Origin of the sequence: Enterobacter sp. BNK-34 (assembly GCF_048684445.1) — a bacterium.
Lineage (GTDB): Bacteria > Pseudomonadota > Gammaproteobacteria > Enterobacterales > Enterobacteriaceae > Enterobacter > Enterobacter pseudoroggenkampii.
The window spans coordinates 1,133,331-1,152,924 of the sequence record NZ_JBLQUA010000001.1 but is presented as its reverse complement, the minus strand read 5'-3'; the positions used below and the strand labels follow the sequence as shown (position 1 = coordinate 1,152,924).

At 55.3% G+C, this 19,594-nt stretch carries 11 protein-coding genes, 1 tRNA gene, 2 rRNA genes and 1 pseudogene; 11 read left to right on the top strand and 4 right to left on the bottom strand.

The window, feature by feature from the left end; genetic code table 11:
• Positions 1-106: 106 nt before the first annotated feature.
• On the top strand, positions 107-1,099 hold the full coding sequence (asnA, locus tag ACMGG5_RS05775; RefSeq protein WP_420277600.1) for an aspartate--ammonia ligase: 993 nt from the start codon (positions 107-109) through the stop codon (positions 1,097-1,099).
• On the opposite strand, the gene viaA is transcribed toward asnA, so the two are convergent.
• On the bottom strand, positions 1,100-2,551 hold the full coding sequence (gene viaA, locus ACMGG5_RS05770; protein WP_024907893.1) for an ATPase RavA stimulator ViaA: 1,452 nt from the start codon (positions 2,549-2,551) through the stop codon (positions 1,100-1,102).
• Positions 2,545-4,040, bottom strand: a pseudogene (ravA, locus tag ACMGG5_RS05765) (ATPase RavA). Before ravA ends, viaA begins: the two are co-directional and overlap by 7 nt.
• A gap of 222 nt (positions 4,041-4,262) precedes the next feature.
• Here ravA and kup point away from each other — a divergent pair.
• The 7 genes from kup (at position 4,263) to rbsR (ending at position 12,207) form a co-directional block, all read left to right on the top strand.
• Positions 4,263-6,131, top strand: a complete 1,869-nt coding sequence (gene kup / locus ACMGG5_RS05760; protein ID WP_024907895.1) for a low affinity potassium transporter Kup — start codon at positions 4,263-4,265, stop codon at positions 6,129-6,131.
• Positions 6,132-6,356: 225 nt separating this feature from the next.
• A complete protein-coding gene (rbsD, locus tag ACMGG5_RS05755; RefSeq protein WP_024907896.1) occupies positions 6,357-6,776 on the top strand; it encodes a D-ribose pyranase in 420 nt (139 codons plus the stop codon).
• Between the two features lie 7 nt (positions 6,777-6,783).
• Positions 6,784-8,289 carry a ribose ABC transporter ATP-binding protein RbsA gene (gene rbsA, locus ACMGG5_RS05750; protein ID WP_021242658.1) on the top strand — a complete coding sequence of 502 codons (1,506 nt, stop codon included), beginning with the start codon at positions 6,784-6,786 and terminating at the stop codon, positions 8,287-8,289.
• A gap of 4 nt (positions 8,290-8,293) precedes the next feature.
• Positions 8,294-9,259, top strand: a complete 966-nt coding sequence (gene rbsC, locus ACMGG5_RS05745; protein WP_006808742.1) for a ribose ABC transporter permease — start codon at positions 8,294-8,296, stop codon at positions 9,257-9,259.
• A gap of 27 nt (positions 9,260-9,286) precedes the next feature.
• Complete coding sequence (rbsB, locus tag ACMGG5_RS05740) at positions 9,287-10,177, top strand: ribose ABC transporter substrate-binding protein RbsB (RefSeq protein WP_420277599.1); 891 nt, start codon at positions 9,287-9,289, stop codon at positions 10,175-10,177.
• A 104-nt stretch (positions 10,178-10,281) separates the two neighbouring features.
• Entirely contained in the window at positions 10,282-11,211 is a 930-nt protein-coding gene (gene rbsK, locus ACMGG5_RS05735) for a ribokinase (RefSeq protein ID WP_024907898.1), read from the top strand.
• Positions 11,212-11,214: 3 nt separating this feature from the next.
• Entirely contained in the window at positions 11,215-12,207 is a 993-nt protein-coding gene (gene rbsR, locus ACMGG5_RS05730; RefSeq protein ID WP_024907899.1) for a ribose operon transcriptional repressor RbsR, read from the top strand.
• On the opposite strand, the gene mdtD is transcribed toward rbsR, so the two are convergent.
• Both mdtD and ACMGG5_RS05720 read right to left on the bottom strand, forming a co-directional pair.
• A complete protein-coding gene (mdtD, locus tag ACMGG5_RS05725; protein ID WP_420277598.1) occupies positions 12,173-13,606 on the bottom strand; it encodes a multidrug transporter subunit MdtD in 1,434 nt (477 codons plus the stop codon). The genes rbsR and mdtD overlap by 35 nt on opposite strands.
• A complete protein-coding gene (locus tag ACMGG5_RS05720) occupies positions 13,603-14,310 on the bottom strand; it encodes a FadR/GntR family transcriptional regulator (protein WP_024907901.1) in 708 nt (235 codons plus the stop codon). The genes mdtD and ACMGG5_RS05720 overlap by 4 nt, the downstream gene beginning before the upstream one ends.
• 453 nt (positions 14,311-14,763) lie before the next feature.
• Here ACMGG5_RS05720 and ACMGG5_RS05715 point away from each other — a divergent pair.
• The 3 genes from ACMGG5_RS05715 to ACMGG5_RS05705 all read left to right on the top strand — a co-directional run bounded on the left by ACMGG5_RS05715 (position 14,764) and on the right by ACMGG5_RS05705 (position 19,553).
• Positions 14,764-16,303 (top strand): 16S ribosomal RNA (locus tag ACMGG5_RS05715).
• A gap of 85 nt (positions 16,304-16,388) precedes the next feature.
• A tRNA-Glu gene (locus ACMGG5_RS05710) sits at positions 16,389-16,464 on the top strand.
• 184 nt (positions 16,465-16,648) lie between these two features.
• Positions 16,649-19,553, top strand: a 23S ribosomal RNA gene (locus tag ACMGG5_RS05705).
• The 16S and 23S rRNA genes sit together here with 1 tRNA gene alongside, the layout of an rRNA operon.
• Positions 19,554-19,594: the final 41 nt, after the last annotated feature.

Genomic DNA, 19,594 nt, shown 5'->3' with positions numbered 1-19,594 from the left:
AATTTTATCGAATCAAAAGTGAAGGTGGCTTTTTGTTGATGAGTTATTGAATGTGATGCCATTTCTGTTGCTTAATCAATATCAACAGGACGCAGGAGTATAAATAATGAAAACCGCTTACATCGTAAAACAACGCCAGATCAGTTTCGTTAAATCCCATTTTTCCCGCCAGCTGGAAGATAAACTTGGGCTAATTGAAGTCCAGGCGCCGATTCTGAGCCGCGTGGGTGACGGGACCCAGGATAACTTGTCTGGATGCGAAAAAGCGGTACAGGTGAAAGTGAAAACACTGCCAGACGCCCAGTTTGAAGTGGTTCATTCACTGGCGAAGTGGAAGCGTCAAACCCTGGGGCAACACGACTTCAGCGCGGGCGAAGGGCTCTACACGCACATGAAAGCCCTTCGCCCCGATGAAGACCGCCTCACCCCAATTCACTCTGTCTATGTTGACCAGTGGGACTGGGAGCGCGTAATGGGTGACGGCGAGCGCCACGTCGGCACGCTGAAATCCACCGTTGAGGCGATCTACGCCGGGATCAAAGCGACCGAAGCGGCCGTGAGCAAAGAGTTTGGTCTGGTACCGTTCCTGCCGGATACGATCCACTTTGTGCACAGCCAGGAATTGCTGGCCCGCTTCCCGGATCTGGATGCCAAAGGCCGTGAACGTGCGATTGCTAAAGAGCTGGGCGCGGTATTTCTGATTGGGATCGGCGGCAAACTGTCTGATGGCAAACGCCACGACGTTCGCGCGCCGGATTATGATGACTGGAGCACTGCGGGTGAGGGCGAGTTTGCCGGGCTGAACGGCGATATTCTGGTCTGGAACCCGGTTCTGGAAGACGCATTCGAGCTTTCTTCTATGGGGATCCGCGTGGATGCTGACGCGCTGAAGCGCCAGCTGGCGGTCACCGGAGATGAAGATCGTCTCAAGCTCGAGTGGCACCAGGCGCTGCTGCGCGGTGAAATGCCGCAGACGATTGGCGGCGGTATCGGCCAGTCCCGTCTGACCATGCTGCTGCTGCAATTACCCCATATCGGTCAGGTTCAGTGTGGCGTCTGGCCGCAGCAGGTACGTGAAAGCGTCGGCTCTCTTCTGTAATTAACGCTGCCAGCGTCTGAGCAGGCGGCTACGCAGCCCGGTATCAAAGCGCCAGATATGATCGAAGATGCGCATGATGCCGGGTTTTCCATGGGCGGACATCGCCACCGCATGAAAACGGTGCTGATGCACCCGCTGTAATTCCTTCACCTTATTCACCACGTCATCCGGCAGCCGCTGGGCAATAAAATCGGAAATTACCACCGCGTCGGCGTCGTACCAGTCGCCGCCCTGCATACGCTCCACAATGCTGCGAAAGCAGCTGGCCAGATCCGTGCCGCCGCGAAAACGCTGGCTCAGGAAGCGGATTGCCTGCTCGATCCCCTGCTGGTTCGTCAGCTCATAGCCCACGACTTCGCTGGAGAACAGCATGATGAAGCAGCGACGGCGATCGGCGAGCGCCACGCGCATCAGTGCCAGACAGAATGCCTTCGCACACTGCTCGTTAAACCCGCCCATCGATCCGGACGTATCCACGCAAACGATGAAGGGTCCGCGCGGCTGTTCATCAAAATCCTGATGAACGACCGGCCGCTGGCTGATTTTCTCGCGCCAGGCTTCGCCGTGCAGCCGGTAGGTGAGGAGCTGTTTTTCCACCAGCCGACGGTAAAACTCATACTCCAGCTCGGTCATCCCCAGCGTGCTCAGCTCCGTGGGGAGAAGACGCAAAATATCATCGCTCTGCTGGAGCCCGTCGACCTGCTCCGGTACGGTGGCCGGTTCACGCACCAGGGTGCGGAAGGTTTCCATCGGGGCGTCTTTCTTTGGAACCGACTTTGCCTCTCTTGAGCGTCCCAGCTGTTCTGCAAGCTTCATCAGCTCGGGCTGCTGCGTCAGAAAATCGCCGTACTTGACGATCAGCTGATAGTCCCCGCGCCTGAGCTGGCCTGCGCTCATATCCCAGAGACGCCCAGCGGCGTTTTCATTCTCCACCAGCACTTGTTCTAACTGGCCGCTCAGGGTCATTCGTTCCTGAACTTCACTAAGCAGCTGTTCGCGCTCTTCATCCAGCAGCTGCTGGTTTAGCGTCGTGGCCTGCACCACCAGGCTGAGGCGCCAGCGCTGTAAGAAGAGGGTGTGCAGCGCCGGGGTAAAAGTGGCGTTATCCGTGACCAGCGCCCGCGCCTGGCTGGCAAACGGGGAGTGGACCTTGTCGAGCAACGTCAAGGTTTGCGGAAGATGGACGATAAACTGCGGCGTGGAGAGCCGCTGGCACTGCTGATAGCAGGCCACCTCTTCCGTTAACTCAGGCGGAACTTCGGTCTCCCTGAACCGCTGACGCAAATTTTCGCGCCAGCGCGGAAGATCGTCCGTCATCGCCTTTTTGAGCTTCGGAAATTTTTCAAAGAAGGCTGCCAGCTGCGGTGACGCCAGAAGTGTTATGACCACCTCTTCGATCAACCCCTCCTCGCTGACGGCCAGCATAACGTTAAGCGTATCCAGGGTTAGCATTGACGCGCCTGTTTGATCTGCGCGCTGACGTCCTGCAGGCTGGCTTCAATGCGGCCTAACCAGTCGCTATGAATAAAGAGGCATTTTTGCTGCTCGCTAAAGCGGGTATGCTGCTGGTGCCATTCCGTATCCAGCGCTTCCAGCTGCTGCTTAATCTCTTCCGGTACGCTGTCCGAGGCGGTGCCCGGCAGCGCCAGACGCGAGCCCTGCAGGCTGACGTCGCGGATCACCAGATGCTGGCTGCTGTCCACTTCCATATTCAGCGGCTGCGCGAAGCCGATGCCGTTGAGCTTGCCGCGGATCTCTCCCCCTTATCCAGCCACTGCGCCAGCGCCTCGCGCTCAATCGTAATGTGTACCACCTGCATATCATGCAGTTTGAGCGGCTGCTGGAGCAGCAGCGTGAGCGTTGCGCCGGTCAGATCGGCAGGAAGCTCATAGTGCGGCTTGCGGGCAAACATGCCTCCAAGGCGATTCACTTTCAGCGCGGTTTTATCACTTTGCTGCTGCTGGAGCTGGATGCGCCGCTGGGCAATCGCCCCCAGCTGGTTGAGCATCGCCTGCTGCCCCCAGGCGTGTCCGGTCATCAAAACGTCAAGCTGCTGCTGCATCAGATTCATGCCTTCCGCGTCGTGCCAGAGGCAATCTTTCAGCAGGATCAGATCGATGGGGGCAACGGCATCGCGGCCGCTAAACAGGGCGCTGGCCTGCAGGAGGCGGATCGCTTTTTTCCAGCGACGATCGGAGACATAGGGTGCCGAAGGGAGGAGATCAAGCTGCTGACGCAGCAGATAGATCAGCTCGAATACGGCATCAGGCAGTTTGATTTTGCTGATATCCTGCTGCCACTGGTAATACTCCTCATCCGTCACCTGCAGCGAAGCGGATACCGGGTTTTCACTCTCATCCTGCTGGCTCACCAGCATGGAGCGGAAGTTTGATTTGTCCTGCACTTTGTCCAGCCACAGGCGGATGAGCATACGGTCATACAGCGCTTCCAGACTGCTGTCGGCCTCGGGCAGTTCGTTAGAGGCGGCCACCAGCAGGCGCATCGGGATTTTCTCTTCACTGGCGCCGTTGCGGAACCGACGTTCGTTTATCGCCGTGAGCAGGGTGTTAAGAATGGCCGGTCCCGCTTTCCAGATCTCATCGAGAAAGACAATCTCAGCCTCAGGCAGATACCCCGCCGTCAAACGCTCATAGCGCCCTTCATCTTTCAGCGCCTGAATAGAGAGGGGGCCAAACACTTCTTCCGGGGTGGAAAACCGGGTCATGAGATATTCGAAGGCGCGGGCATTCTGAAAAGCAAATTTTAGCCTGCGGGCAATCAGGCTTTTGGCAATGCCCGGCGGTCCCAGCAAAAACACGCTTTCACCGCTCAGCGCCGCCAGTAAACAGAGGCGAATGGCGTGGCTACGCTCGAAAAGGCCTTTCTCCAGCGCGCTGCTGAGGCGGGAAATTCTTTCTGCTAATAAATGTGAGTGAGCCATAATAGTTTTGCATCCTTTCGCCGTCGTGGCGGCCAATTGAAGCGAGTATAGACGTTTCAGTCAGGGCTGGTAATAGACTGAAGTGCGGCGCAATTTTCTTTGCGCTACATTAATGCGGTTGCATTTAGGGGTACGATTTTGCAATGAATCGTGCATACTGTGCGCTTTTTGTGGGCCAAGGGACCAGGAACACATTTGTTATTTAAACGAAAAGACTAGTCTATGAGCACTGATAATAAGCAATCATTACCCGCAATAACGCTTGCGGCGATCGGGGTTGTCTACGGTGATATCGGCACCAGCCCGCTTTATACGCTTCGTGAATGTCTGTCCGGCCAGTTTGGCTTTGGTGTTGAACGCGATGCCGTGTTTGGCTTCCTGTCCCTCATTTTCTGGCTGCTGATCCTGGTGGTTTCCGTTAAGTATCTCTCCTTCGTTATGCGTGCTGATAACGCAGGTGAAGGCGGGATCCTGACCCTGATGTCTCTTGCCGGGCGCAATACCTCGGCCAGAATGACCTCAGTGCTGGTCATTATCGGCCTGATTGGGGGCAGTTTCTTCTACGGAGAGGTGGTTATCACGCCCGCTATTTCGGTGCTGTCGGCGATAGAAGGGCTGGAGATTATCGCTCCACAACTTGATTCATGGGTGGTTCCGCTGGCCATTATTGTCCTGACGCTGCTGTTCATGATCCAGAAGCACGGTACCGGGCTGGTGGGCAAACTGTTTGCACCGATTATGCTGGCCTGGTTCCTGATCCTGGCGGCGCTTGGTTTGCGCAGCATTATCGCGAACCCGGAAGTGCTGCAGGCGCTGAATCCCTACTGGGCCGTGCATTTCTTCCTCGAATACAAAGTGGTTTCCTTTGTGGCGCTGGGTGCCGTGGTGCTCTCCATCACCGGTGTGGAAGCGCTGTATGCTGATATGGGTCACTTCGGGAAACTGCCTATCCGCGTGGCATGGTTTATTGTGGTGCTCCCGTCGCTGGTGCTGAACTACTTTGGTCAGGGGGCGCTGCTGCTTAAAAACCCGGAAGCGATCAAGAACCCGTTCTTCCTGCTGGCGCCTGACTGGGCGCTGGTACCGATGCTGATCCTGGCGACGCTGGCGACCGTCATTGCCTCTCAGGCGGTGATTTCCGGCGTGTTTTCTCTGACGCGCCAGGCCGTGCGTCTGGGTTATCTCTCACCGATGCGCATCATCCATACCTCAGAGATGGAGTCGGGTCAGATCTACATCCCGTTCATTAACTGGCTGCTCTATTTCGCTGTGGTCATTGTTATCGTCAGCTTCGAGCACTCCAGTAACCTGGCGGCGGCGTACGGTATTGCGGTAACCGGTACGATGGTGCTGACGTCGCTTCTCTCCACCACGGTGGCGTACCGAAACTGGCACTGGAATAAATTCCTCGTGGCGATGATTCTGGTGGGCTTCCTGTGCATCGACGTGCCGCTGTTCTCTGCGAACCTCGATAAGATTGTCTCCGGTGGCTGGCTGCCGCTGACGCTGGGTCTGGTTATGTTCATTGTCATGACCACCTGGAAAAGCGAGCGTTTCCGCCTGCTGCGCCGCATGCATGAGCACGGGAACTCTCTGGAGGCGATGATCGCTTCTCTGGAGAAATCTCCGCCGGTCCGCGTTCCAGGTACCGCGGTATACATGTCTCGCGCGCTAAATGTTATTCCGTTCGCGCTGATGCATAACCTCAAGCACAACAAAGTGCTGCACGAGCGCGTGATCCTGCTGACGCTGCGCACCGAAGATGCGCCGTATGTTCATAACGTCCGCCGCGTGCAAATCGAGCAACTGTCGCCGACCTTCTGGCGCGTGGTGGCAAGCTACGGCTGGCGTGAAACGCCAAACGTGGAAGAGGTGTTCCACCGTTGCGGCCTGGAAGGGCTGAGCTGTCGGATGATGGAAACGTCGTTCTTTATGTCGCACGAGTCGCTGATTATCGGCAAGCGCCCGTGGTATCTGCGCCTGCGCGGCAAGCTGTACCTCATCCTGCAGCGTAACGCCCTGCGTGCGCCTGACCAGTTTGAGATCCCGCCTAACCGCGTGATTGAGCTGGGTACGCAGGTCGAGATTTAAGTCTTTGTGCGGCCTGAAGCCCTCATCCCGCCCTTCTCCCACAGGGAGAGGGCGCAAACATAAAAACGGTAACCTGGGGGTTACCGTTTTGCATTTACCTCCACGCCATTTCACTTAGCGAAACGTTTCGACGTCGATCACAAATCTGTTACGTCATGATGGTTTTCTGAACATTTCTGGGGCTACACTACTTTTAGCGAAACGTTTCGCTAGTGGAGCAAGAAAATGAAGAAAGGCACTGTACTCAACTCAGAAATCTCATCGGTTATTTCCCGTCTTGGGCATACCGATACGCTGGTGGTTTGCGATGCAGGCTTACCGGTTCCGCGCAGCACAACCCGTATCGATATGGCGTTAACGCAGGGCGTACCTTCGTTTATGCAGGTACTGGACGTGGTGACCGCGGAGATGCAGGTTGAGGCGGTCATTCTCGCGGCGGAAATCAAACAACATAATCCGCAACTCCACGAAACGTTGCTCAGCCACCTTGAGCAGCTGCAACAACACCAGGGAAATACCATAGAAATTCGTTACACAACGCACGAACAATTCAAACAACAAACCGCAGACAGTCAGGCGGTGATTCGCAGCGGGGAGTGTTCCCCGTATGCGAATATCATTCTCTGTGCTGGCGTCACCTTCTGAGGCCATCATGGACGCATTACTGCAACTCAAAGGGATCGATAAGTCGTTCCCGGGCGTAAAAGCCCTCTCCGGCGCGGCGCTGAACGTCTACCCCGGGCGCGTCATGGCGCTGGTGGGCGAAAACGGCGCCGGCAAATCCACCATGATGAAAGTGCTGACCGGTATCTATCAACGCGATGCCGGCTCACTCCTTTGGTTGGGTAAAGAGACTACCTTCACTGGCCCGAAATCCTCTCAGGAAGCGGGCATAGGTATTATTCACCAGGAGCTGAACCTCATCCCGCAGCTCACCATTGCGGAAAACATCTTCCTCGGCCGCGAGTTTGTTAACCGGTTCGGCAAAATAGACTGGAAAACCATGTATGCCGAAGCGGATAAGCTGCTGGCGAAGCTGAACCTGCGCTTTAAGAGCGACCGCCTGGTGGGCGATCTCTCCATTGGCGATCAGCAGATGGTGGAAATCGCGAAGGTGCTGAGCTTCGAGTCGAAGGTCATCATTATGGATGAACCGACCGACGCCCTGACCGATACCGAAACCGAATCCCTGTTCCGCGTTATCCGCGAGCTGAAATCGCAGGGGCGCGGGATTGTCTATATCTCTCACCGTATGAAAGAGATCTTCGAAATCTGCGATGACGTCACCGTTTTCCGCGACGGGCAGTTTATTGCCGAGCGCGAAGTGGCGACGCTGACCGAAGATACGCTCATCGAAATGATGGTGGGACGTAAGCTGGAAGATCAGTATCCGCATCTGGATAAAGCGCCGGGTGAGATCCGCCTGAAGGTGGACAACCTCTGCGGTCCGGGCGTGAACGACGTGACCTTCACCCTACGCCAGGGCGAGATCCTGGGCGTGGCGGGCCTGATGGGTGCCGGACGTACCGAGCTGATGAAAGTGTTGTACGGCGCACTGCCGCGTACCAGCGGTTATGTCACCCTCGACGGCCATGAAGTGGTCACCCGCTCTCCGCAGGATGGTCTGGCGAACGGCATCGTCTATATCTCCGAAGACCGCAAACGCGACGGCCTGGTGCTGGGCATGTCGGTAAAAGAGAACATGTCCCTGACCGCGCTGCGCTATTTCAGCCACAGCGGTGGCAGCCTGAAGCATAAAGACGAGCAGCAGGCGGTGAGCGATTTTATCCGCCTCTTTAACGTCAAAACCCCGTCGATGGAGCAGGCGATTGGCCTGTTGTCCGGCGGGAATCAGCAGAAAGTGGCGATTGCGCGCGGGCTGATGACGCGCCCGAAAGTGTTGATCCTCGACGAGCCAACCCGCGGCGTAGACGTGGGGGCGAAGAAAGAGATCTATCAGCTGATTAACCAGTTTAAGGCCGACGGTCTAAGCATCATTCTGGTCTCTTCCGAGATGCCAGAAGTATTAGGCATGAGCGATCGCATTATCGTCATGCATGAAGGGCATCTCGGCGGTGAATTCACTCGCGAGCAGGCCACCCAGGAAGTTCTGATGGCTGCCGCTGTGGGCAAGCTTAATCGCGTGAATCAGGAGTAAGAAGATGACTACCCAGGCTGTTTCTGGTCGCCGCTATTTCACAAAGGCGTGGCTGATGGAGCAAAAATCGCTGATTGCCCTGCTGGTGCTGATCGCGATTGTGTCGACCATGAGCCCGAATTTCTTCACCGTTAATAACCTGTTCAATATTCTGCAGCAGACGTCGGTGAACGCCATTATGGCGGTCGGCATGACGCTGGTGATTCTGACCTCAGGTATCGATCTGTCCGTCGGTTCCCTGCTGGCGCTCACCGGCGCGATCGCCGCTTCGATTGTCGGCATTGAAGTCAACGCGCTGGTGGCCGTGGCCGCTGCCCTGGCGGCAGGTGCGGCGATAGGCGCCGTCACCGGCGTGATTGTGGCAAAAGGCCGCGTTCAGGCGTTCATCGCCACGCTGGTGATGATGCTGCTGCTGCGCGGGGTGACCATGGTTTATACCAACGGCAGCCCGGTCAATACCGGCTTTACCGATAACGCCGATCTGTTTGGCTGGTTCGGTATCGGTCGCCCGCTGGGTGTCCCGACCCCGGTATGGATCATGGCTATTGTCTTCCTGGCGGCGTGGTACATGCTGCATCACACTCGTCTGGGCCGTTATATCTATGCGCTGGGCGGTAACGAAGCGGCAACGCGTCTATCCGGTATCAGCGTTAATAAAGTCAAAATTATCGTTTACTCCCTGTGCGGTCTGCTGGCGTCACTGGCAGGCATTATCGAAGTGGCGCGCCTCTCCTCCGCGCAGCCAACGGCGGGTACGGGGTATGAGCTGGATGCCATTGCGGCAGTGGTTCTGGGCGGTACGAGTCTTGCGGGCGGTAAAGGTCGCATTGTTGGGACATTGATCGGCGCACTGATCCTCGGTTTCCTGAATAATGGTTTGAATTTGTTAGGTGTTTCCTCCTATTACCAGATGATCGTTAAGGCAGTGGTGATTTTGCTGGCGGTACTGGTAGACAACAAAAAACAGTAACTGACGACACTACAGGACATCTTAGATATGAACATGAAAAAAATGGCTACCCTGGTTTCCGCTGTCGCGCTGAGCGCAACCGTAAGTGCTAACGCCATGGCGAAAGACACCATCGCGCTGGTTGTCTCTACCCTGAACAACCCGTTCTTCGTCTCTCTGAAGGATGGCGCGCAGAAAGAAGCGGACAAACTGGGCTACAACCTGGTGGTTCTGGATTCACAGAACAACCCGGCGAAAGAGCTGGCTAACGTTCAGGACTTAACCGTTCGCGGCACCAAAATTCTGCTGATCAACCCAACCGATTCTGATGCCGTAGGCAACGCCGTGAAGATGGCAAACCAGGCGAAGATCCCGGTAATCACCCTGGACCGTCAGGCAACCAAAGGCGAAGTGGTGAGCCATATTGCGTCTGATAACGTGCTGGGCGGCAAAATCGCCGGTGATTACATCGCGAAGAAAGCCGGCGAAGGCGCGAAAGTCATCGAACTGCAGGGGATTGCCGGTACGTCTGCCGCCCGCGAGCGTGGCGAAGGCTTCCAGCAGGCGGTTGCAGCGCATAAATTCAACGTACTGGCGAGCCAGCCGGCAGACTTCGACCGTACTAAGGGTCTGAACGTCATGCAGAACCTGCTGACCGCGCACCCTGACGTGCAGGCAGTATTCGCGCAGAACGACGAAATGGCGCTGGGCGCGCTGCGTGCCCTGCAGACCGCTGGTAAATCTGATGTGATGGTTGTCGGATTTGACGGCACGCCGGATGGTGAAAAAGCAGTAAACGATGGCAAACTGGCTGCGACCATCGCTCAGCTGCCTGAGCAGATTGGCGCCACTGGCGTTGAAACTGCCGACAAAGTGCTGAAGGGCGAAAAAGTTCAGGCCAAATACCCGGTTGACCTGAAGCTGGTCATCAAGCAGTAAAGGCGAATCAGGCCGTCACGGCGGCCTGAGGGACACCAATAAAGAAAAGTGTGGCATACGCCACCGGGTAACACCGGTGGCGCTCTCTGATGGACAATCCAACCATGAAAACCGCAGGTAACCTCGTCGTCCTTGGCAGTATCAATGCCGATCACATTCTTAACCTTGAATCGTTCCCGACACCGGGCGAAACCGTCACGGGTAACCAGTATCAGGTGGCATTTGGCGGTAAAGGTGCAAACCAGGCCGTTGCTGCCGGTCGCAGCGGGGCAAATATTGCGTTTATCGCCTGCACGGGTGATGACGATACCGGTGAGCGCGTACGCAAGCAGCTGGCGAGCGACAATATCGATATCGCACCGGTCAGCGTTGTTGCAGGGGAATCTACCGGCGTGGCGCTGATTTTCGTCAACGCAGAAGGTGAGAATGTCATCGGTATTCATGCTGGCGCTAACGCGGCGCTGACGACGGAACGCGTAGAAGCGCAACGTGCACTCATCGGCGGAGCGGAAGCCCTGCTGATGCAGCTGGAGTCGCCGGTTGAAAGCGTGCTGGCCGCCGCCAAAATTGCGCATGAAAATCATACCACTGTCGTACTTAATCCGGCCCCTGCCCGTGTATTATCTGACGAGCTGCTGGCGCTGGTGGACATCATCACGCCGAACGAAACCGAAGCCGAAAAGCTGACGGGCATTCGCGTTGAAAACGATGATGATGCCGCGCGAGCCGCGCGTGCGCTGCACGACAAAGGCATCGGCACCGTGATCATCACCCTGGGCAGCCGTGGGGTGTGGGCAAGCGTCAATGGCGAAGGCCGCCGCGTGCCGGGCTTTAAGGTGAAGGCGATTGATACCATTGCAGCGGGAGACACCTTCAATGGTGCACTGGTGACCGCGCTGCTGGAAGGCATGAGAATGGATGATGCTATCCGCTTCGCACACGCTGCCGCCGCGATTGCGGTGACGCGCAAGGGTGCCCAGCCTTCCGTTCCGTGGCGTAAAGAGATCGATGAATTCTTAAGTCAGCAGGGGTAACGCTTGGCCACAATGAAAGATGTCGCCCGCATGGCGGGCGTTTCTACCTCGACGGTCTCTCATGTTATAAACAACGATCGCTTCGTCAGCGAGGCGATTCGGGAGAAAGTCGAAGCGGCGGTAAAAGATCTCAACTATGCGCCGTCTGCGCTGGCGCGCAGCCTTAAGCTCAACCAGACGCGCACCATCGGTATGCTGATCACCGCGAGTACCAATCCCTTTTATTCAGAACTGGTTCGCGGCGTGGAGCGCAGCTGCTTCGAGCGTGGCTACAGCCTGGTGCTGTGCAATACCGAAGGTGACGAGCAGCGCATGAATCGTAACCTGGAAACGCTGATGCAAAAACGCGTCGACGGGCTACTGCTGCTTTGTACCGAAACGCACCAGCCGTCGAAAGAGATTATCCAGCGCTACCCCTCCATTCCCACAGTGATGATGGACTGGGCGCCGTTCGACGGTACCAGCGATCTTATTCAGGATAACTCCCTGCTGGGGGGCGATATGGCCACCCAGTATCTGATCGATAAAGGCTATACCCGCATCGCCTGTATTACCGGCCCGCTGGATAAAACCCCGGCGCGTTTGCGTCTGGAAGGGTATCTCGCCGCAATGGCGCGGGCGGGCCTTTCCGTGCCGGAAGGGTACCGTATTACCGGCGATTTTGAGTTTCACGGTGGTTTTGAAGCGATGCAAACACTGCTGGCGCAACCTCAGCGTCCACAGGCGGTGTTTATCGGCAACGATGCCATGGCGTTTGGTGCCTATCAGGCGTTATATCAGGCCGGTTTGCGTGTTCCCGACGATATGGCGGTAATCGGCTACGATGATATCGAGCTGGCCAGCTATATGACGCCGCCGCTCACCACCATTCATCAGCCAAAAGATGAGCTGGGCGAGCTGGCCATCGATGTGTTGATCCACCGAATGGCTCAGCCCACGCTGCAGCAGCAACGCCTGCAGCTTACTCCTGTTCTGATGGAACGGGGTTCGGTTTAGCTTTCGCCTTATGGCGTTCTTTAATCAGGTTACGGCCATCTTTCGGTTTTAACAGCATAAAGACCAGCGCTGAAACGACGGTGAGTGCGCCCATGGTGATAAAGGTATAGTGGAACTGCTCGACGGTGTTCGCACTGTCGAAACCTTCATAAAACCGCAGTACCGCCGCGCTCACGGCCACACCCAGACTGATGGACAACTGCTGGGTTACCGCCAGCACGCTGTTGCCGCTGCTGGCGTTCTCGTCGGTCAAATCCGCAAGGGTGATGGTGTTCATTGAGGTGAACTGCTTCGACATCGCCATGCCCAGCACAAATAGCGGCAGGATCAGCATCCAGACGGGTAACGCGGCGGACTGCAGCGAGAACTGCGCAATCATCAGGCCGATAAAGACCGTCACGCCAACCAGCGTCTTACGATAGCCAAACCAGCGTAGCACCTGCGTCACGGTCGATTTTGCCAGAATCGAGCCCATTGCGGTGGGCGCCATCATGCAGCCGGCAATCAGGGCCGGGTAGCCGAAACCCACCTGCAGCATCAGTGGCATCAGGAACGGTACGCAGCCCGTCCCCAGACGCGAGGCAATGTTTCCCGCGATCCCGACGGAAAAGGTTCGGGTGTTGAAGAGCCCAAGAGAGATTAACGGCGTCGGGTGACGGCGCGCGTGACGTATATAAAGAAGGAACAGCAGCACGCCGGCGAGGATAACGGAGAGCGCCATCCACGTCGCGACGATCTTCTCGCCAACCAGCTCCATCCCGCTGGAGAAGAGTACCAGGCTCAGGCCAAACAGGAAAAAGCCACCCATGTCGAAGCTGCGTCTTGGCGTGGTGAAGTTCGGCATATATTTACGGGCATACAGCAGCCCCGCAACGCCAATCGGAATATTAATCAGGAAGATCCAGTGCCAGCTTGCCCAGGTGACAAACACGCCACCGAGTACCGGGCCAAGTATCGGGCCGACCAGTCCCGGCATGGTGACAAAGTTGAGCACGGGAAGCAGTTCGCTTCGAGGGTAGGCTCGTAATAAAGCAAGGCGCGCCACGGGCATCATCATCGCGCCGCCAATGCCCTGTAATACGCGGAAGATAACCAGTTCCGTTAAGGACGAGGAGAGCGCACAGGCCAGCGAACCGAGCGTAAAGAGCGTTACGGCCAGCATGAAAACTCTACGGGTACCGAAGCGGTCGGCCAGCCAGCCGCTAACTGGAATTAACATTGCAACTGTCAGGGTGTAGCTGATGATGGCGGACTGCATCGCCAGCGGGGAGCGGTTAAGGCTTTGCGCAATAGCGGGAAGCGCGGTGTTGAGGATGGTGGCATCCAGTGCCTGCATAAAAAACGCCATGGCTGCAATCCACGGCAATCCGGCCATGCTGCGCGCTTTTTTCTTTGTCATTTATTTACCTGCTGGTGGGTTGGCGCAGCCAGTAATGCCTGGCACGCACTCAGGGCTCGCTGCCCGTCGCTTTCCTGAATGGCATCCACTATCGCCTGATGCAATTCCAGTTTTACCACGTCGTTTTGTGTAATAGAGGTAAAGTAGGTGTGATACACCGAATGAAATAAAGAGGCAAACGAGGTGAGGAACGGATTGGCGCTCATCATATAGATATGTTCATGCCAGGCCATATCGACCTCAACCCAGCGTTCGCGGTTGAAGTGTTTTTTCAGGAACACCATCTCTTCCATCAACGCGTTAAGCTGCGCTTTCTGCTCTGCTGTGCCAAGCGTGGCGGCAAGCAGACATGCCTGAGGTTCAAGGCTGCTGCGCATCACCAGAAAGTGATCGACGACCTGATGAAAGTTGTCTTCCGTCATCCACCAGGAGAGCAGCTCCTGATCGAGAAAATTCCAGTTACTCTGTGGCATCACGCGTGTGCCAATACGAGGACGTGGAAGCACCATACCTTTTGCCGTCAGGGTTTTCACCGCTTCGCGCACTGCGGTACGGCTCACCCCAAACTGCTCACCCAGCTCCATTTCACCCGGCAGGATGCTGCCCGGGGCATATTTACCCGCTAAAATCCGCTGAGCCAGCTTTTCTGCCAGCACATACGACAGGTTTTTTTGGGCGGCCAGCTGTTGTGCGCTTAATGGCATCGCTTTTATTCCTTAAAGATTCATGCTGATAATTATGCCACCTCGAATGTGATTGTGGTTGCAGATACATCAAATAGAACAATTTGTAGCTTGATTTCACCTCTGTTGGTGAAAAAAAACGCGGATGGAAATTTTTTTTAAATTTCCTCTTGTCACCTCGGAATAACTCCCTATAATGCGCCTCCACTGACACGGAACAACGGCACGCACGCCGCCGGGTCAGCAGAGAATAGCGAAAATAAACGCTTGACTCTGAAGCGGGAAAGTGTAATATGCACACCCCGCGCCGCAGCGAAAACGAAGCGGCACTGCTCTTTAACAATTTATCAGACAATCTGTGTGGGCACTCAAAGTGACATGGATTCTTAATGTCTTCGGACAATAAATGAATACCAAGTCTCTGAGTGAACATGCGTAATTCATTACGAAGTTTAATTCACGAGCATCAAACTTAAATTGAAGAGTTTGATCATGGCTCAGATTGAACGCTGGCGGCAGGCCTAACACATGCAAGTCGAGCGGTAGCACAGAGAGCTTGCTCTCGGGTGACGAGCGGCGGACGGGTGAGTAATGTCTGGGAAACTGCCTGATGGAGGGGGATAACTACTGGAAACGGTAGCTAATACCGCATAACGTCGCAAGACCAAAGAGGGGGACCTTCGGGCCTCTTGCCATCAGATGTGCCCAGATGGGATTAGCTAGTAGGTGGGGTAACGGCTCACCTAGGCGACGATCCCTAGCTGGTCTGAGAGGATGACCAGCCACACTGGAACTGAGACACGGTCCAGACTCCTACGGGAGGCAGCAGTGGGGAATATTGCACAATGGGCGCAAGCCTGATGCAGCCATGCCGCGTGTATGAAGAAGGCCTTCGGGTTGTAAAGTACTTTCAGCGGGGAGGAAGGTGTTGAGGTTAATAACCTCAGCAATTGACGTTACCCGCAGAAGAAGCACCGGCTAACTCCGTGCCAGCAGCCGCGGTAATACGGAGGGTGCAAGCGTTAATCGGAATTACTGGGCGTAAAGCGCACGCAGGCGGTCTGTCAAGTCGGATGTGAAATCCCCGGGCTCAACCTGGGAACTGCATTCGAAACTGGCAGGCTAGAGTCTTGTAGAGGGGGGTAGAATTCCAGGTGTAGCGGTGAAATGCGTAGAGATCTGGAGGAATACCGGTGGCGAAGGCGGCCCCCTGGACAAAGACTGACGCTCAGGTGCGAAAGCGTGGGGAGCAAACAGGATTAGATACCCTGGTAGTCCACGCCGTAAACGATGTCGACTTGGAGGTTGTGCCCTTGAGGCGTGGCTTCCGGAGCTAACGCGTTAAGTCGACCGCCTGGGGAGTACGGCCGCAAGGTTAAAACTCAAATGAATTGACGGGGGCCCGCACAAGCGGTGGAGCATGTGGTTTAATTCGATGCAACGCGAAGAACCTTACCTACTCTTGACATCCAGAGAACTTTCCAGAGATGGATTGGTGCCTTCGGGAACTCTGAGACAGGTGCTGCATGGCTGTCGTCAGCTCGTGTTGTGAAATGTTGGGTTAAGTCCCGCAACGAGCGCAACCCTTATCCTTTGTTGCCAGCGGTTAGGCCGGGAACTCAAAGGAGACTGCCAGTGATAAACTGGAGGAAGGTGGGGATGACGTCAAGTCATCATGGCCCTTACGAGTAGGGCTACACACGTGCTACAATGGCGCATACAAAGAGAAGCGACCTCGCGAGAGCAAGCGGACCTCATAAAGTGCGTCGTAGTCCGGATTGGAGTCTGCAACTCGACTCCATGAAGTCGGAATCGCTAGTAATCGTAGATCAGAATGCTACGGTGAATACGTTCCCGGGCCTTGTACACACCGCCCGTCACACCATGGGAGTGGGTTGCAAAAGAAGTAGGTAGCTTAACCTTCGGGAGGGCGCTTACCACTTTGTGATTCATGACTGGGGTGAAGTCGTAACAAGGTAACCGTAGGGGAACCTGCGGTTGGATCACCTCCTTACCTTAAAGAACCTGCCTTTGTAGTGCTCACACAGATTGTCTGATGAAAAGTAAATAGCAAGGCGTCTTGCGATTGAGACTTCAGTGTCCCCTTCGTCTAGAGGCCCAGGACACCGCCCTTTCACGGCGGTAACAGGGGTTCGAATCCCCTAGGGGACGCCACTTGCTGGTTCGTGAGTGAAAGTCACCGGCCGTCATATCTCAAAACTCATCTTCGGGTGACGTTTGAGATATTTGCTCTTTAAAAATCTGGATCAAGCTGAAAATTGAAACGACACATCTTAAATGGTGTGTTCGAGTCTCTCAAATTTTCGCAATCATGAAGTGAAACATCTTCGGGTTGTGAGGTTAAGCGACTAAGCGTACACGGTGGATGCCCTGGCAGTCAGAGGCGATGAAGGACGTGCTAATCTGCGAAAAGCGCCGGCGAGGTGATATGAACCTTTGACCCGGCGATGTCCGAATGGGGAAACCCAGTGTGATTCGTCACACTATCGTTAACTGAATACATAGGTTAACGAGGCGAACCGGGGGAACTGAAACATCTAAGTACCCCGAGGAAAAGAAATCAACCGAGATTCCCCCAGTAGCGGCGAGCGAACGGGGAGCAGCCCAGAGTCTGAATCAGCTTGTGTGTTAGTGGAACGGTCTGGAAAGTCCGGCGATACAGGGTGACAGCCCCGTACACGAAAGCACACAGGTTGTGAACTCGAAGAGTAGGGCGGGACACGTGGTATCCTGTCTGAATATGGGGGGACCATCCTCCAAGGCTAAATACTCCTGACTGACCGATAGTGAACCAGTACCGTGAGGGAAAGGCGAAAAGAACCCCGGCGAGGGGAGTGAAAAAGAACCTGAAACCGTGTACGTACAAGCAGTGGGAGCACCTTCGTGGTGTGACTGCGTACCTTTTGTATAATGGGTCAGCGACTTATATTCTGTAGCAAGGTTAACCGTATAGGGGAGCCGAAGGGAAACCGAGTCTTAACTGGGCGTTAAGTTGCAGGGTATAGACCCGAAACCCGGTGATCTAGCCATGGGCAGGTTGAAGGTTGGGTAACACTAACTGGAGGACCGAACCGACTAATGTTGAAAAATTAGCGGATGACTTGTGGCTGGGGGTGAAAGGCCAATCAAACCGGGAGATAGCTGGTTCTCCCCGAAAGCTATTTAGGTAGCGCCTCGTGAACTCATCTTCGGGGGTAGAGCACTGTTTCGGCTAGGGGGCCATCCCGGCTTACCAACCCGATGCAAACTACGAATACCGAAGAATGTTATCACGGGAGACACACGGCGGGTGCTAACGTCCGTCGTGAAGAGGGAAACAACCCAGACCGCCAGCTAAGGTCCCAAAGTCATGGTTAAGTGGGAAACGATGTGGGAAGGCACAGACAGCCAGGATGTTGGCTTAGAAGCAGCCATCATTTAAAGAAAGCGTAATAGCTCACTGGTCGAGTCGGCCTGCGCGGAAGATGTAACGGGGCTAAACCATGCACCGAAGCTGCGGCAGCGACACTTAGGTGTTGTTGGGTAGGGGAGCGTTCTGTAAGCCGTTGAAGGTGTGCTGTGAGGCATGCTGGAGGTATCAGAAGTGCGAATGCTGACATAAGTAACGATAAAGCGGGTGAAAAGCCCGCTCGCCGGAAGACCAAGGGTTCCTGTCCAACGTTAATCGGGGCAGGGTGAGTCGACCCCTAAGGCGAGGCCGAAAGGCGTAGTCGATGGGAAACAGGTTAATATTCCTGTACTTGGTGTTACTGCGAAGGGGGGACGGAGAAGGCTATGTTAGCCGGGCGACGGTTGTCCCGGTTTAAGCATGTAGGCGGAGGTTCCAGGTAAATCCGGTACCTTTTAACGCTGAGGTGTGATGACGAGGCACTACGGTGCTGAAGTAACAAATGCCCTGCTTCCAGGAAAAGCCTCTAAGCATCAGGTAACATCAAATCGTACCCCAAACCGACACAGGTGGTCAGGTAGAGAATACCAAGGCGCTTGAGAGAACTCGGGTGAAGGAACTAGGCAAAATGGTGCCGTAACTTCGGGAGAAGGCACGCTGATATGTAGGTGAAGCCCCTGCGGGTGGAGCTGAAATCAGTCGAAGATACCAGCTGGCTGCAACTGTTTATTAAAAACACAGCACTGTGCAAACACGAAAGTGGACGTATACGGTGTGACGCCTGCCCGGTGCCGGAAGGTTAATTGATGGGGTTAGCGGCAACGCGAAGCTCTTGATCGAAGCCCCGGTAAACGGCGGCCGTAACTATAACGGTCCTAAGGTAGCGAAATTCCTTGTCGGGTAAGTTCCGACCTGCACGAATGGCGTAATGATGGCCAGGCTGTCTCCACCCGAGACTCAGTGAAATTGAACTCGCTGTGAAGATGCAGTGTACCCGCGGCAAGACGGAAAGACCCCGTGAACCTTTACTATAGCTTGACACTGAACACTGGTCCTTGATGTGTAGGATAGGTGGGAGGCTTTGAAGCGTGGACGCCAGTCTGCGTGGAGCCGTCCTTGAAATACCACCCTTTAATGGCTGGTGTTCTAACGTAGACCCGTAATCCGGGTTGCGGACAGTGTCTGGTGGGTAGTTTGACTGGGGCGGTCTCCTCCCAAAGAGTAACGGAGGAGCACGAAGGTTAGCTAATCCTGGTCGGACATCAGGAGGTTAGTGCAATGGCATAAGCTAGCTTGACTGCGAGAGTGACGGCTCGAGCAGGTGCGAAAGCAGGTCATAGTGATCCGGTGGTTCTGAATGGAAGGGCCATCGCTCAACGGATAAAAGGTACTCCGGGGATAACAGGCTGATACCGCCCAAGAGTTCATATCGACGGCGGTGTTTGGCACCTCGATGTCGGCTCATCACATCCTGGGGCTGAAGTAGGTCCCAAGGGTATGGCTGTTCGCCATTTAAAGTGGTACGCGAGCTGGGTTTAGAACGTCGTGAGACAGTTCGGTCCCTATCTGCCGTGGGCGCTGGAGAATTGAGGGGGGCTGCTCCTAGTACGAGAGGACCGGAGTGGACGCATCACTGGTGTTCGGGTTGTCATGCCAATGGCACTGCCCGGTAGCTAAATGCGGAAAAGATAAGTGCTGAAAGCATCTAAGCACGAAACTTGCCCCGAGATGAGTTCTCCCTGAGACTTTAAGTCTCCTGAAGGAACGTTGAAGACGACGACGTTGATAGGTCGGGTGTGTAAGCGCAGCGATGCGTTGAGCTAACCGATACTAATGAACCGTGAGGCTTAACCTTACAACGCCGAAGGTGTTTTGGCGAAGACAGAGACGATTTTC